The organism is Candidatus Paceibacterota bacterium (assembly GCA_040905715.1).
Taxonomy (GTDB): domain Bacteria; phylum Patescibacteriota; class Minisyncoccia; order Phycocordibacterales; family CSBR16-193; genus JBBDHZ01.
In genome coordinates this window covers 420232-435230 of sequence record JBBDRA010000003.1, presented here as the reverse complement: position 1 = coordinate 435230, position 14999 = coordinate 420232, and the positions used below count along the sequence as shown (strand labels likewise).

Here is a 14999-nt window from a genome sequence, read left to right as displayed (position 1 = left end):
GAAATGAAGTATACGTATATGGAATGGCATGAGTCAGTATTAGTTCAGGAAGTGCTCGGCGGGCTAGCGGTGAAAGAAGGCGATATCATCCTTGATGTTACTGCCGGTGACGGCGGACATTTATCAGCCTTCTGTGATCGCTACGGTGACTCAGTTGAGCTTATTGGGACCGATGCTGATGGTCAACAGATCGCTCGGGCTAAGGAGAGGCTTTCCGGAGTAATCGCTGACAACAAATGCCGTGTAACGTTCGTTGTCAATAATTTCCGCGATCTGGATCAGTCTCTAAAAACGGTAGGACATGATTCTGTTGACAAGATCCTATTTGATCTTGGCTGGAGCACTCCGCAGATCGAACAGTCAGGCAGAGGTTTCAGTTTTCGGCGCGACGAGCCTCTGAAGATGATGTATGCAAGCGAGATGGGCGACAGTGGCGTGACAGCAGAGACCGTCGTTAATTCCTGGGATGAGAAGGCACTTCGAACGATCATCCGAGGATATGGTGAGGAGCGATTCGCCGGTCGCATCGCACGATGCATAACAGAGGCACGAGAGCGAAAGCGGATCGAAAGTACCAAGGAGCTCGCACAGATCATTGAGGAGGCTGTTCCGGTATGGTATCGACACGGCAGACTTCATTCGGCCACCTTGACCTTCCAGGCAATACGAATGGCGGTAAACGATGAGATCACGGTGCTCGAAGAGGGTCTACGAAAGAGCCTCGAGGTTCTTTCTCCTGACGGGCGTGTTGCAGTGATCAGCTTTCATAGTCTGGAAGACCGAATAGTTAAGCGTCAGTTTCGTGAATGGTCAAAAGAAAAGCTTGGCACAATCGTGACCAAGAAGCCGGTTGGACCAGACGATGAGGAACGAGAAGCAAATCCGCGATCAAGAAGTGCAAAATTACGAATATTCCAAAAGAATCCTGCATTATGAAATTATCTTCGAATACAAAATTATTTTTGTACTGGAAGATACTTTTATGACAAAGAAGCATGAGTAAAGAAAATATAAACTACTATGACTCAATTTAAAAAAACAGTATCACAATATTATTCCGACGGTTTTGCCGTGTGGGTGCTTGGATCTATGTTCCTACTTTCAGTAGGGTTTTATTTCTACGCCATCAACCAAACGGTATATAATGTTGTTGAGCGGCAGGATCTTCAGCAGGAGCTAGCGCTATTGAGTTCTGAGATAGGCAGCCTTGAGTTTGAATATATTCACCAGAAGAATGATATTGATCTGGAAAAGGCAAAGGAGCTTGGATTTGTCGAGGAAGACCGGGTGACATATATAACAAGACCTGCACTTGGTCAGGCCGGCGGTACTCAAGGTAGTATCTAGTCCGATCATAGTGTAGTCTGGATATCACATGGCGGTTATTGGATCAACAGGTCGAATTCGAGCACTTCTATTTTTAGTAATACTTGTTGGTATCGGGCTGGTCGGGAAATTGTATCTCGTTCAGATCGTTAATGGAGCTCAGTACAGTGAAGAGGCAGATCATCAGTATGTTCGCCCCAATCACAACTTGTATAATAGAGGTACTATATACTTTCAACCGCATGACGGCGAGCCACTCCCGGCGGCAACTCTCGATTCCGGTTTTACTGTCGCGATAAATCCTCAGCAAGTCAGTAGACCTGAGGAGACCTATAGACTCCTGAGTTCAATTATTGATATAGAAAAGGAATCTTTTTTAGAAAAGGCGGCCAAAGAAGATGATCCCTACGAGGAGATAGCAAAACGTCTCGATAGAGTAACAGCTGATGCTCTCGATGAACTGCCACTTGAAGGTGTGCAGCTTTATAAGGAGAAATGGCGGCATTATCCGGGCGATTCAATGGCAGCTCACACGCTTGGGATCGTAGGGTATCAGGACGGTAAAAACGTCGGTCAATACGGACTTGAGAGGTTTTATGAAGAAGTCTTAAGGCGCGGCAATAGTCAGCTTCATGTAAATTTCTTTGCCGAGGTGTTCTCAAATATGAAGGACACGATATTTCAAGGATCAGCAAAGCAAGGTAGCATTGTTACCGGTATTGAGCCGAACGTCCAGGCTCTTCTCGAAAGTCAGCTAGAAAAGATATCGAATACCTGGAATTCTCGTTTGACGGGTGGCATTATTATGGATCCTGCAACCGGTCAGATACTGGCGATGGCAGTAGATCCAACGTATGATCCCAACGATCGCAGTGGTACAGATCAGTCGATGTTCAAGAATCCACTTATCGAGAATGTTCATGAAATGGGGTCGATCATAAAACCGATAACTATGGCGATCGGGCTCGATGCCGGCGCAATCACACCTGACACTACATACAATGACAAAGGATTTCTTGAATTAAGCGGATATACAATAAAGAACTACGACGGTGTTGGCCGAGGTATTGTGTCAATGCAGGATGTTCTCAATGAATCACTTAATACCGGATCAGCATTTGTTGCTCAGCAAGTAGATGTTGAGAGGTTTGCTAATAAAATGCGGGCCTTCGGACTTGGCGAGAAAACCAAAATTGATCTACCAAGCGAGACAAGCGGATTGATCAGTAACCTGGAAACAGCTCGAGATATTGAAGTTGCTACTGCGTCATACGGGCAAGGAATCGCTATGTCACCGATCAGTACGACACGCGCCCTTGCTGTTCTGGCAAATGGAGGTCGCCTTGTGACACCTCATGTTGGCAGGAAGATCGTTTATGATATTGGCGGGTCAACGTCACTGGTGCCGGATGTCGGTGAACAAGTGATCGATCCAACTACGTCAGAGACTATTACCAGGATGCTGGTGAATGTTGTCGATGAAGCATTAGCTGGTGGCGAACATGCACGTGATCGCCACTCAATAGCGGCAAAGACCGGCACAGCTCAGATCCCAATTGTTGGCGGTAGCGGTTACTATGAGAATAAATACCTTCACTCGTTTTTCGGGTATGCCCCCGCGTACGACCCCAAGTTTCTTGTGTTCCTGTACACGATCGAACCGCAAGGAACCCAGTACGCTTCACAAACACTGACAGACCCGTTTATGGATCTGATAACTTATTTAATAAATTATTACGAAGTTCCGCCTGACCGATAGCTCTATCCTTACAACTTCGCTTTACTATTCTGCACTATGAAACAAATACTCAAACGTATTATTATAAAGATCATAACCTGGGAAGCCCGTGCTATTCTTCGCCGTTTTCAGCCGCGGATCGTAGCGGTTACCGGAAGTGTAGGTAAAACATCAACCAAAGATGCTGTTGCAACAGTTCTTTCGGCAACATATACCATCCGCAAAAGTCAAAAAAGTTATAACAGCGAGATCGGTGTTCCACTCACGATCATTGGTCGCTCTAGTGGCTGGAGCAATCCACTGCATTGGATCGTAACCATCTTCAAAGGGGCAACGATGATCGTGTTTCCGGGCTCATATCCTGAATGGCTTGTTCTTGAAGTGGGAGCAGATCGGCCCGGAGATATTCGCTCAATTACCCGCTGGCTCAAACCAGATATAGCTATCGTCACACGCCTCAGTGAGACGCCGGTTCATATTGAATTCTTTCGTTCACGAGAACAGCTGATCGAGGAAAAAAGCCAGCTTATCCGGGCCGTGAAAAAGGAGGGTGTAGCAATACTTAACTATGACGATAGTGATGTTCGGGACTTTGCTCGTCATGCGAATGGCAGTGTTTTATATTACGGTTTTCACAGCCAAGCGCATGTTTTTGCGTCTCATGAGTCGGTGGTGTATCAGAGCCAGGAAAAGATAGAGATGCCCGCTGGTGTTAGTGTAAAAGCAAATACAAACGGCAGCTCAGTGCCGGTTATGCTTCAGGGAGTGCTCGGTCTTCAGCACATCTATCCGGTGCTTGCTGCGGTTGCGGTCGGTGTCAGTCAGCAAATGAATCTGATCACAATCGCACAGGCGCTGGCCAAACACGCTCCTCCACAAGGGAGAATGAATCTTTTGCGTGGGATAAAAAATTCACTTATAATCGACGATTCGTATAATGCTTCGCCGGTCGCGGTTCAGGAAGCGTTGAGTGTACTCAAGGAGATACGGGTTCCAAACCATCGAATAGCTGTGCTTGGTGACATGCGCGAGCTGGGAGAGCATTCTAAGACAGCGCATATGAATGTTGGAGAACAAGCAGCAAGTTTTTGCGATACTCTGTTTACCGTAGGTGTCGATGCGCGCGCAATCGCTGAAGGAGCACTAAGCGCAGGCATGAGCGAGAGCAAGGTGTTTTCCTTTGATGATGCTCAAAAGGCGGGAAAAGAGCTTGAGAAGGTTCTGGAAGCGGGTGACGTGGTACTTGTGAAGGGTTCTCAAGCGGTACGATGTGAAAAAGTGGTCGAAGAGGTAATGGCAGAACCGATGAGAGCCGATGAGCTCTTGGTCAGGCAGGGAAGTGAGTGGAAGGGTGAGTAAAGATGCCTTTCCATGTAGTCTTCTCAGGCCCAGACCCAAGCCCAACCACCTGAGAAGACTACATAGAAAAGTCATCGATGAGGGGTGATTGAAGGAGGAATACGCCTAATTACTTTCCAAACACTCTTGCTGTAACCTTTGGGATTAGGGTGATTAAGTATGATCAAGTTGGGACAAAGTATAACGTAGAGTCTGGACTGTTCTGAATCGCACGGGGTATGCTTAGGAGAGTGTTGATGGCACGAGTGTTGTGTGTTATATTTTTTCATACGTGGGCCTCATTTTAAGCCTTAAATTAGTGTGACCGATTCCTTTGGAATCGAACCCGCAAGGTTCTGATACAATACAAACACTGACCCTATCGTCTAGCGGCTAGGACACATCCCTCTCACGGATGAAACCGGGGTTCGATTCCCCGTAGGGTCACAAAAAGAAACTTCCTCGGCGCAAAGCGCCAACTCGCGCCTACGGCGCGGAATGTGGGGAGCCAAAATACCACGTCGCTTCGCGACGAATTGGGACGGGACGGGCGCGCCGAAGCGCGCGGATTTGTCACGAACCAAGGGGTTCGTTCCAACTTTTTTGACGAAGGAGGCAATTTCAGGGAAATTGTCGGATGAGGATAAAAAGGTGGCTTGTTTCGTATCTAAAATCCACTCCCGCAGGGGTTCGACCCAATTATTTCCTTGGTGTGCAAAATCTTTCTTTTCCTCTTTCAAAGCAAGGGTGGCACGCATGATCTCGTCTTTTTTCTTGGTGTAGATGTCTCGCGGAATGTCGCCATCAAGATATGCACCGACTAGCTTATCCATGCGTGCCTCACTGGCTTTGATTCTATCGGAAAGATTTTGGACACCGCTTTGCGATGCAGTATTTTCTGTTTTCTCCATTTCCTCGACTTTGTCGAGCATATAATCAGTGTATGCATCGCAAATCGAAATTGTTTGAAGCTGTTCCTTTACTTGGTCGGCGAGAACGTCCTCACGCACATATCCTTGGGAGCATGACCCTTTCTTTTTGGTACAACGATAATACCGATACTTTCCTCCGCACTTGCCCGTAGCCCACTGTGCCGTGAACATGCTCCCACACTCACCGCACTCAAAAATACCAACAAAGGGAAAGTCATGCTTCACTTTCCGCTTGCGAGGACGTTCTCTTGCCGACAATACTTTTTGTACGGCTTCAAACAATTTCGGGGAAATAATTGGCGCAAAGCTTCCGTCAAACCATTCGCCATGATGACGGACAAATCCAAGATATGCTCGGTTCGTCAGCATTCGTTTGATGGAAGCTTTGCCAAGTGGCGTTCCTTTCTGGGTAGTTACTCCATGCAGCGCCAAAAAGTCGGCGAGCGAAACCAATCCATGCTCACCTTTGGCGTATTCCTCAAACGCTTTCACAATGATCTTGCTATGAACTGGATGCGGTTCGATATTTCTCGTACGTGGATTGTTCACATAGCCAAAGGGAGCTTTGGTGAGCCACTCGCCTCGCCGAACTTTTTGGCGCATCCCGCGCTTCACATTCTGCGTCAGATTGTCTGAATAATATTTCGATTGTCCGAACGCCACTTGCAACATAAAGAGCCCTTGCGGGGTGGGTTCAAACCAAAATGTCGGAAAGCGCAAAGACGATATCTTGGAAGTATCGACAGCATAAATGACGCGCCCTCCATCGATACTATTTCTGGCTAAACGGTCTGGGTGCCACGAGAGAATACCCTGTGCTTCTCCCGCTTCAATGCGCGTCATCATTTCCGCAAACTGCTCACGTCCAGGAGTCTTTGCGCTTTTCGACTCTTGAAACTCCGTTAGGATTTCAAGATTTTCTTTACGCGCAAATTCACGAAGCTCAAACAACTGTGCCTCGATAGACATCACCTGCTTATCATCATCTTCAGTGCTCTTGCGAGCGTATAGAAAATATTTTGGTTTGATCATATAAAAGTTTTTAGATACGAAACAAAGACAAATCCGCGCGCTTCGGCGCGCCCGTCCCGTCCCAATTCGTCGCGAAGCGACGTGGTATTTTGGCTCCCCACATTCCGCGCCGTAGGCGCGAGTTGGCGCTTTGCGCCGAGGAAGTTTCTTTTTGTGATGATGTACTAGTCTTTCCTCGAAATGGGTTCGAGCAAAGGCTAGTACATCATCACAAATCAGCCAGCCGGATACGCGAATGCGTTCCGGCTTTTGTTGTGAGCTCCACCGATTCTTATAGGCTCATAAAATTTTTAGCTTACCGATAAGGTAGATCTTTATGTAAAAAAATCAGCACGCATATTGCTATGCGTGCCGGACAGAGATCGCCGGTCTCTGCTTCACTTGTTACTCAGGTTCATGTTCACCAGGATGTCCATTTTCTCGATGTCGTACTGGCTGTACAGCATCTGCGCCACCTTGTACGGCCCCTCCATGTCGTATGGATTTGCTGTCCATGCCTCAACGATGTCCTGATCGTCGACCTGCCGTCTGATGTAAGCGAACGTTTGGTCGTAATCGCTCATGTAGCGCTTTGCCAGAAGTTCACCTTCCAACTCATGCATCCAACGGTTACCTTGGACGCTTTGCACGTCTGTGACGCTGGCACATCCTCCTGTGCCAAGAGTGATTAGGGCTAAAATCGAAACGGTAAGTACTGATATCTTCAACATGCGTTAACCTTCACTGGTGGTTTCAAAACAAAAGAACACGATTTAGAAATTATACTCAATTTATTTGAATTGTCAAAATTCATTTTTTGCGACTGACTACTGTTTGTCAAAGCGCTTTTCTGATTATTCTATCGGACACTATGAAAAATATAATGTACTTTTTTGTAACACTTTTGGTTTTTAAGTGTCATAACTAGGTAAGTAGGAATTACCAATAACATAAACGCGGGAGTTTTGATTTTTATGGAAGACTATCTAAAAAAAATAGGATTTACAGCAAAAGAAGCGACAGTTTATGTAATGTTGTTAAAAGTTAATAACGCTTCTGCCACTGAAATAGCTCGAGCAACCGGAATTAAGCGCCCGACTGTTTATTCAACAATTGAAGGACTTGCAGAGAAAGGGGTAGTAAGTGAAACAACAGTCGGAAAACGAACGCATTATCAGGCGGAGTCACCGGAGCGATTGGAGGTATATCTCTCTCAGCGAATCCGAAGTTTAAAAAATCATGAGGAATCACTAACTCATGATTTAATCCCTAAGCTTAAGAGTATTGAGTTGAGTGAAGGGGAGAAGCCTGTTGTGAAGTATTATACCGGAAAGAAAGGTGCTCTAAGTGCAATACAAGAGGAGTATCAAGGTGGTGAAAAAACTGAAGGACCTGCCTATACCGTTTATGATAAAGATCTGGTTGAAAGTCGTTTCTCCGAGCACGAACTAGACGACTTTAGACATTTACGATTAAAAAATGGTGCGAGTTCAAAAGCTCTGTATGTATACAGTGGTGCGGAGTTGCCATCAGATAAAATGGTAAATCAATATCGTATTGAAGGTCAGGAGTATCCAATTAGTTGCGATATTGGTATTTATAAAGATCGAGTTCGTATTAATACGCTCGGCGGTGATATAACCGGCATAGTTATACATAGTAAAGACATAGCAGAAACGCTCGGCACACTTTTTAATTTGGCATTTGAATATAAGAAAAGTAAAAAAGAAAGTGAGGAAAACGCATAAGTATAAAAGTCAGAGTACAAGGTAGAAACAAATAAATGGCCCGGCGAATTAGATTCGCCGGGCCTTGTTCGGGGATGTTATACATCCATGCCTCTTTCGCTCCTTTCTCGGGCGGTGTCCCAGATCAGCTGAGCGCTGGGCTAATACCCATGAAAGAACCTACAATGAAAGGCAGCATGTAGAGGAAACTACTTTTGTTCCATCAACACAATGGACAGTCCTCCACACCTAGGCAAAAACCCCGTGTTTTTGCCCTGTCTTTCATCGAACCTCCATTTTTTATATTATCACAAATTGTCACTAAATGCAATTTTTGTCATACAACAATTCTTGTAAAAAGTAGCATAACTATGGTATAGTAAACACATGAAATAGACGCTATTTTTAGGAAATATGTTGGAAAAAAACCTCCAAAATCTGGGAATGAGCGAAAAAGAAGCCAAAGTGTATTTGGCTTTATTGCAAGTTGATTCTGCGTCGGCGACAGAGTTGTCCCGTACGACAGATATTAAGCGTCCGACTGTCTATGTGATCATAGAGTCGCTGGCAGAGAAGGGGCTAGTAAGTGAGACGACGGTAGGGAAGCGGACACAGTTTCAAGCAGAGTCACCGGAGCGGCTTGAGACATACGTGGAGCGTCGGAAACAGGAGCTCAACGAACAGTCAAAAGAGCTGAAAAGTGATGTTATTCCGCAACTAAGAAGTATGCAACGCGGAACAGGAGAGCGACCTGTTGTGAAATATTATGAAGGACACGAGGGAGTCCTTAGTATTCTCGATGAGTTTAGTCGGTCAGAGTCGGAGGACAAGATGCTTCATATTCTTTTCCCATTTGATATGTTGCAGGAAAAGTTTACGAAGCAAGAGAGAGATCGTTACCGGCAAATACGCCTCGACCGCGGCGTCTCCGCTCGAGCTGTTTATACATCCAAAGAAAAGAATGTTTTACCTAAGCAAGAAAAAAGTGAAGCTGTTTGGCTTGATGCTTCAAAGTATCCGATTCAATGTGACGTGGGGGTTTTTGGAGATAAGGTAAGAGTGAGTATTCTAGGGGATACTGTGTCGGGCGTGTATATTCAAAGCCCTGAGTTTGCGGAAACTATACGCAGCCTTATTAATTTTGTGTACGATACAAAGAAAAAAAGTGCAGCAGGTGAGGAGGAATAATTTTAAAAAAATTGCCCCGGATAAGATGTTGTCTTATCCGGGGCGTAGTCGCTAGTCATGTTTCTTTAGAAGTCCATGACAGGCTCCTTTTCGGGCATCCGAGTTTCCGAGCAAGTCCATGTATGATTCAAGCATATCTCACTGCGATTATAGACGCGTATGCTGCGCCGTTAACTTGCTGGATCACGAATGACCAAAGAACATTTGCCTTGGGCTGGAATCCCTTCAGATGTAGAGACTGATACGCAATCTCTATTCCAGCATGTCTTTCTCGTCGACTCCATCAGCTATTATAATCTTTTTTGACTAAATGTCAATTATTACCTGTTTTTCCATGAGTACAATCCTATCGAAAGAATGGTTTCAACGCCCTGTTTTGAAAGTTGCTCCGGAACTACTAGGTCAGTACCTTGTGCTAGCAAGGGAGGATGGTGTTGAACGGTATTGTATAACCGAGGTGGAGGCGTATGACGGGCAAAATGATCTTGCGTGCCATGCCTCAAAGGGCAGAACTGCTCGTACAGAAGTAATGTATAGGGAGGGCGGTGTGTTTTATGTGTATCTCGTGTATGGAATGTACCATATGCTCAATATAGTGACGGGGGAGAGGGGGTATCCCTCCGCGGTGCTTATTCGTGGTGTAGAAGGTTTTAACGGTCCAGGTAAGTTAACCAGAGATCTTGGTATAGATAGATCAATACATGGATTACCTTCGATACCTGATACCGGCGTGTGGTTTGAGGATAGTGGGATAATTATCCCTGAAAATAAAATAGAAAAAACCCCGCGGATAGGCGTCGCCTATGCGGGGGATTGGGCGGATAAACCGTATCGGTTTGTTTATCCGGGGAACAAACCGGAACGATCTTCTTCTTGATCTAGAACCGCCCGACGGACGGACCGGATAAGAGCTACGTCACCCGCATCAAGAGAGTGCATTCGAAGCACTTCTCTAATGTGGGTACCTAGCTCTATCAGTGGCCTGTCGTCTCTCCGTCGTGCGTTTCGATTCCGTACCACCTCGCGCGCGATATCAAATCGGTCGAGCGAAGCAGTTTCCTGTCTGCCGTGGTACATGTCAGATCTCCGTACAAATGTTTAACCCGCAGATTGTCTGTCGAGTTCGTCATTGGGAGTAAGGGGAGACGAGCGTTTTCTTCCGGTGGCGCCTGGAAAGAGCCAATCATCGGACAGTCCTTGAGTGGAGTTTTCAAGCGCCTCCAGGAGACCTTTGCCATCCTCTTCCGGGCGCGGAGCTTGGTCATCGTTTCGTTCGCTCATGGTGAGCCCCTTCAGAAATTGTCACTGTCATGTGCTGTACACTACGATGTGTACCCCGTTATAATACTACGACTATTATAAAAGACTGTCAATCTAGGCTGACAGTTCCTCTGTTACCACTTTCTTTACTGTTTCACCGTCGGCTTTACCTTTTAGGGCTTGCATTATCGGACCCATTACTTTACCTATATCTGAAGGAGAGCTTGCGCCAGTCTCTTTGATCTTTTCTATAACAATGACACGTACCTCATCTTCGCTCATTTTTTCGGGAAGATAGGCTTCAAGTACCTCTAGTTCTTGCTTTTCCTGTAGGGCTGCCTCTGGTCGATCGTTCTGCTCATATTGTTGAACTGATTCGCGACGCTGTTTAGCCAGACGCTCAATGACGTTCTGAACGCTTTCGTCGGCGAGTGCTCCTTGTGGGGTCTGACCTTCCTTAAGAAGTTGGTTGGTTATCTCGCTGGTTATATTGCGGAGTACGCTTACTTTTACTGCGTTTTTCTCGCGCATTGATGCTTTGAGGTCGTCTTTTATTTGTTGCTGAAGTGACATATAGGTGGTGATTAGATGAAATGTCTATACATGATATACTTTACCACACTATGTCAGAGACTACATTGATTGTATTTGTTGGTGTCGCTATTATGGCAGCCGTGGGGTTCGTCGGTTGGCTCATACTTCGTCAGCTTAAGCAGCAGGCGCCAAAAGGGGAAGGGCTAGAGCTGGTGCTTCAGCAGATGAATGAGCTTTCTAAGGTGGTCGACAGCAAGATCGGCGAGACCTCGAAGCAGATGAGTGATACGGTGCGTAATCAGTTCCATGACTCACAGCGACTCATACAGCAGATCAATGAACAGGTAAATAAGCAGTTGAGCGAAGTTTCAAAAGGTCAGGTGGAGATGAAAGAGCGCTCAAATCAGATATTCACGGTTGCGGAGCAGTTGCAAGATCTGCAGCGAACGCTCAAAAGCCAGAAGGAGCGGGGAAATTTTGGGGAGGCCAGTCTTGACCTTATTCTTTCTAATATATTGCCCCCGGATGTATATGAGCTTCAGTATCGATTTGACGACGGCACCGCGGTCGACGCTGTCATTCACGCACGTGACGGTATTATTCCAGTGGACGCTAAATTTTCGCTTGAAAGCTACAGTCAGTTATCGAATGAGAAAGATGAAATGCGCCGGGACCAGTTCATTAAACAGTTCAAGGACGATCTCAAGAAACGTATAGATGAGACTGCAAAGTATATAAAGCCCAAGGAGGGAACACTGCCGTTTGCGTTCATGTTCATACCGGCGGAGGGGATTTATTACGATCTTTTGGTCAATAGAGTCGGCGGGCTGGATGTTAATGCTCGCAACCTCGTTGATTATGCAATGAACGACAAAAAAGTGATCATTGTCTCACCGACTACGTTCTATGCGTATTTACAGTCCGTGCTCTATGGCTTTAATGCTTTTAAAATAGAAAAGAATGCCGAGCAAATACAGAAGAATGTTGGTGAACTTTCACGTCATATTAATCGGTATGATGAGTATTTTAAAAAGATCGGTAAGTCACTCTCAACAACCGTAAACCATTATAATGCTGCTGATAAAGAGTTGGTAAAAATAGATAAGGATGTGACTAAGATCACCGGTGTGGCAAGTGGAGTTGAGGGGATGCAGCTGGACAGACCCCAAGAGCGGGAAGAATAGAGGCGAGATGTTGCGTTTTTTGAGGGAATATGTACAATAGCGAGACATATATGGCAGAGAAAAAGACAAAAGCAACCAAGAAATCAACGAGCAAAACAGCTTCTAAAAAGACAGCTGTAAAAAAAGCTGCCCCGAAAAAAGAAGCAAAGAAGAAGACTGCAACAAAGACTAACTCAGACGAGTTCGCGGTTATCGAAACTGGTGGCAAGCAATACAGTGTTGCTGTGGGAGATAGTATTACTATTGAAAAGCTTAACGACGAGCTCAAAGAAGGAGACAAAGTAGTATTTGAGAATGTACTCTTTGTTGACAATGGAAGCGACACAACGATCGGTACTCCATTTATTGAAAAAGCAAAAGTTGAAGGTATCTACGAGTCAAAAGGCCGCTCAAAGAAGGTAGATGTTATCAAGTATAAATCAAAGAGTCGTTACTTCAAGCAGAAAGGACACCGTCAGCAATTTATAAAGGTGAAGATCGAAGCAATTAGATAGGCATTAGGCTTTTGGCTTTAGGCGCAAGGATCCGCGGAAGCGGATTTTTTAGTATAAAAAATGTCCTAACCCTGGGTTAGGACATTTGTGTGTCAACATGCCACGTTGACACCCCTTCGGGTCGGAGTTTCGACCGTAGTGTGGGGATACCTATTATCAAGTAGCTATTGACCACTAGACTGTCGATTTTTGAGCGCGTATTTGATCGTATTCTCGTCGGAGTACTCGAGTTCGGTACCGGTGGAAAGCCCGCGACCGAGTGTGGAAATAGTGAGGGTATTTTTTTCAGCGATCGGTTGAAGCTCTGCCTTGAGGATTGCTGCTGTGTGCTCGCTCTCAGGGGTAGCTGAGAGTCCGAGTATTATCTCGTTCAATCCTTCCGGTACTTTGCGTTCGATCACTGCTTTTAACTCATTGAGACGGATCTGTTGCTTTGGATCTGATTCAACAAAGGGAACAGTTCCGCCGATGACGAAATAGTGACCGTGATACGAATTACTTCGCTCGATCTGGGTCACGTCAACATCTTTTTCAACAATGAGAAGTTGACTCTTTTCTCGATTGGTATCGCGGGCAATAGGGGAAAGTGTTTGTTTGGGGTCTGTCGCATAAAAAAGCATATAGCTGTCGGTACAGAGCTTCATGTGCGACCGGGTATCATTCAGTGCGTGTATAAGCTGATTGATGTAGGCACTGTTTTTTCGGGTAAGAAAAGTAGCAAAACGCTGCGCTTGACGTGGACCAATGCCGGGAAGCTCTGTAAGAAGTTGTTGAAGTTTGTCGAATGAAGACATGCGTTAGACGTTAGATATTAGACTCTGTCTGCCGGTAGAGTCTAATTTAAAAGCTAGCGAATTCATCTTCGACTCCGGCATACTGACCTTTCTCTATACTCTGGAAGGTAGATTTTTTGTCATTGAAATGGAGCTGAGCGATACCGGTCGGACCGTTTCGGTGTTTTTCGATCAGGATTTCAGCAATGTTGTCGTTGTCCTCGTCTGCCTCGTGCCCCTTCTCACGATGAATGAACATCACGACATCGGCATCTTGCTCAATCGCACCGGAATCACGAAGGTCAGATAGCTTCGGTCGACCGCCGCGCTGTTCAACAGCACGAGAAAGCTGAGAGAGAGCCAGAACGGGCACATCGAGTTCACGTGCGAGCTGCTTCAAGCTTCGCGAGATCTCAGTAATTTGCTGGACGGTCGAGTCGCTACCTCGTGATTCAATTGGTTGCATAAGCTGCAGGTAGTCCACGATGATAAGGTCGAGCCCTTTTTCACTCTTGAGCCGACGGGCTACAGAGCGCATCTTAAGGATGTTGTTGGTTGCCTCGTCGTCAATATAGATAGGTGCTCGAGAGAGCTTGTCGAGGGATTCTTGAATCGATTTGAAATCCTCGTCGCTGGTGAGTTTGCCGGTACGCAGTTTCCAGGCATCAACAAGAGCCTGGGCAGCGAGCATACGGTCTACGAGTTGCTGAGAGCTCATTTCGAGTGAGAAGATACCAACTGATACATTATGGTTAACGGCAGCCTGGCGGGCGATATCAAGTGCGAGTGCGGTCTTACCCATGGAAGGACGAGCGGCTAAAATAATAAGATCAGAAGGCTGTAGGCCGGCAATAGTATTATCAATTGCTGGAAAGCCGGTCGGTACACCTCGAATATCTTCTTTTGAATTGTGAAGTTTGTCGAGGCGTTCCCAGGCCTCTGTAAGTTCGTCCTTCATCTCAACAAATTTGTGCGTTGCTGAAGCGTTGCTGAGTTCATAAATACGTTTTTCGGCCTTGTCCAGGATCTCTTCGAGTTCGCTGTTGTCATCGTACCCAAGTGCACCGATAAACTCTGAAGCATCGATCAGACCACGCATCATGAATTTCTTCTGTATTAACTTGGCGTAATATTTCAGGTTGGCTGAGGAAGGGACCGCGTTTGTGAGATCGGTCAGATACTCGTTGCCACCGATCTGGTCAAGTATACCTTTTTCCTTGAGACGGTTTGAAAGCGAGAGCATGTCGATCGGTTCATGTTTTTGAAACAGCTCGATCATTGCCTCGTAGATGAGGCGGTGCTTATCGGCGTAGAAAGAGTTTGCGGTTACCATATCGGTCACTTCGTACATGGCCTCCGGACGTAGTAGAATAGAGCCGATCAAAGCTTGTTCACTCTCGATATTTTGCGGGGGGACGCGCAGTCCGCTCGTACTTTTTTTGGGTGTAGTTACCGTGGTGCTCATATGAAGTCGTATGTATCCTACCATGCTGG

The 14999-nt window shown here is 46.0% G+C and carries 15 protein-coding genes and 1 tRNA gene; 11 read left to right on the top strand and 5 right to left on the bottom strand.

Going from position 1 to position 14999, the window contains the following annotated elements; all coding sequences use genetic code 11:
• Positions 1 to 3: 3 nt before the first annotated feature.
• The 6 genes from rsmH to WD312_03295 all read left to right on the top strand — a co-directional run bounded on the left by rsmH (position 4) and on the right by WD312_03295 (position 5970).
• Positions 4 to 936, top strand: coding sequence for a 16S rRNA (cytosine(1402)-N(4))-methyltransferase RsmH (rsmH, locus tag WD312_03320; GenBank protein ID MEX2564117.1), 933 nt, complete (start codon positions 4 to 6; stop codon positions 934 to 936).
• Positions 937 to 1020: 84 nt separating this feature from the next.
• Positions 1021 to 1347 carry a hypothetical protein gene (locus tag WD312_03315; protein MEX2564116.1) on the top strand — a complete coding sequence of 109 codons (327 nt, stop codon included), beginning with the start codon at positions 1021 to 1023 and terminating at the stop codon, positions 1345 to 1347.
• Positions 1348 to 1375: 28 nt separating this feature from the next.
• Positions 1376 to 3085, top strand: a complete 1710-nt coding sequence (locus tag WD312_03310; protein MEX2564115.1) for a penicillin-binding protein 2 — start codon at positions 1376 to 1378, stop codon at positions 3083 to 3085.
• A gap of 36 nt (positions 3086 to 3121) precedes the next feature.
• Positions 3122 to 4423: a UDP-N-acetylmuramoyl-tripeptide--D-alanyl-D-alanine ligase gene (gene murF / locus WD312_03305; GenBank protein ID MEX2564114.1), complete on the top strand. Its 1302-nt coding sequence runs from the start codon at positions 3122 to 3124 to the stop codon at positions 4421 to 4423.
• Positions 4424 to 4777: 354 nt separating this feature from the next.
• Positions 4778 to 4849: transfer RNA gene (locus WD312_03300), tRNA-Glu, on the top strand.
• A gap of 701 nt (positions 4850 to 5550) precedes the next feature.
• Positions 5551 to 5970, top strand: a complete 420-nt coding sequence (locus tag WD312_03295; protein ID MEX2564113.1) for a hypothetical protein — start codon at positions 5551 to 5553, stop codon at positions 5968 to 5970.
• Between the two features lie 773 nt (positions 5971 to 6743).
• Here WD312_03295 and WD312_03290 read toward each other — a convergent pair.
• Positions 6744 to 6995 carry a hypothetical protein gene (locus tag WD312_03290; GenBank protein MEX2564112.1) on the bottom strand — a complete coding sequence of 84 codons (252 nt, stop codon included), beginning with the start codon at positions 6993 to 6995 and terminating at the stop codon, positions 6744 to 6746.
• A gap of 324 nt (positions 6996 to 7319) precedes the next feature.
• Between WD312_03290 and WD312_03285 the strand changes: the two genes are divergently transcribed.
• The 3 genes from WD312_03285 (at position 7320) to WD312_03275 (ending at position 10137) form a co-directional block, all read left to right on the top strand.
• Positions 7320 to 8093, top strand: coding sequence for a helix-turn-helix domain-containing protein (locus WD312_03285; GenBank protein ID MEX2564111.1), 774 nt, complete (start codon positions 7320 to 7322; stop codon positions 8091 to 8093).
• 393 nt (positions 8094 to 8486) lie between these two features.
• The gene (locus WD312_03280) at positions 8487 to 9260 is read left to right on the top strand and encodes a helix-turn-helix domain-containing protein (GenBank protein ID MEX2564110.1); all 774 of its coding nucleotides are present in this window, start codon (positions 8487 to 8489) and stop codon (positions 9258 to 9260) included.
• A 334-nt stretch (positions 9261 to 9594) separates the two neighbouring features.
• On the top strand, positions 9595 to 10137 hold the full coding sequence (locus WD312_03275) for a DNA-3-methyladenine glycosylase (protein MEX2564109.1): 543 nt from the start codon (positions 9595 to 9597) through the stop codon (positions 10135 to 10137).
• On the opposite strand, the gene WD312_03270 is transcribed toward WD312_03275, so the two are convergent.
• Together WD312_03270 and WD312_03265 are read right to left on the bottom strand one after the other, a co-directional pair.
• Positions 10101 to 10337, bottom strand: a complete 237-nt coding sequence (locus WD312_03270) for a hypothetical protein (GenBank protein ID MEX2564108.1) — start codon at positions 10335 to 10337, stop codon at positions 10101 to 10103. The two genes, WD312_03275 and WD312_03270, sit on opposite strands and share 37 nt — an antisense overlap.
• Before the next feature lie 297 nt (positions 10338 to 10634).
• Positions 10635 to 11093 carry a GatB/YqeY domain-containing protein gene (locus tag WD312_03265; GenBank protein ID MEX2564107.1) on the bottom strand — a complete coding sequence of 153 codons (459 nt, stop codon included), beginning with the start codon at positions 11091 to 11093 and terminating at the stop codon, positions 10635 to 10637.
• 50 nt (positions 11094 to 11143) lie between these two features.
• On the opposite strand from WD312_03265, the gene WD312_03260 reads away from it, so the two are divergent.
• Entirely contained in the window at positions 11144 to 12238 is a 1095-nt protein-coding gene (locus WD312_03260) for a DNA recombination protein RmuC (GenBank protein MEX2564106.1), read from the top strand.
• A gap of 191 nt (positions 12239 to 12429) precedes the next feature.
• Positions 12430 to 12732, top strand: a complete 303-nt coding sequence (gene rplU, locus WD312_03255) for a 50S ribosomal protein L21 (GenBank protein ID MEX2564105.1) — start codon at positions 12430 to 12432, stop codon at positions 12730 to 12732.
• Between the two features lie 164 nt (positions 12733 to 12896).
• Here the strand turns inward: rplU and WD312_03250 are convergent, their stop codons facing one another.
• Positions 12897 to 13526 carry a toprim domain-containing protein gene (locus WD312_03250; GenBank protein ID MEX2564104.1) on the bottom strand — a complete coding sequence of 210 codons (630 nt, stop codon included), beginning with the start codon at positions 13524 to 13526 and terminating at the stop codon, positions 12897 to 12899.
• Positions 13527 to 13572: 46 nt separating this feature from the next.
• Complete coding sequence (dnaB, locus tag WD312_03245) at positions 13573 to 14970, bottom strand: replicative DNA helicase (GenBank protein MEX2564103.1); 1398 nt, start codon at positions 14968 to 14970, stop codon at positions 13573 to 13575.
• Positions 14971 to 14999 lie beyond the last annotated feature (29 nt).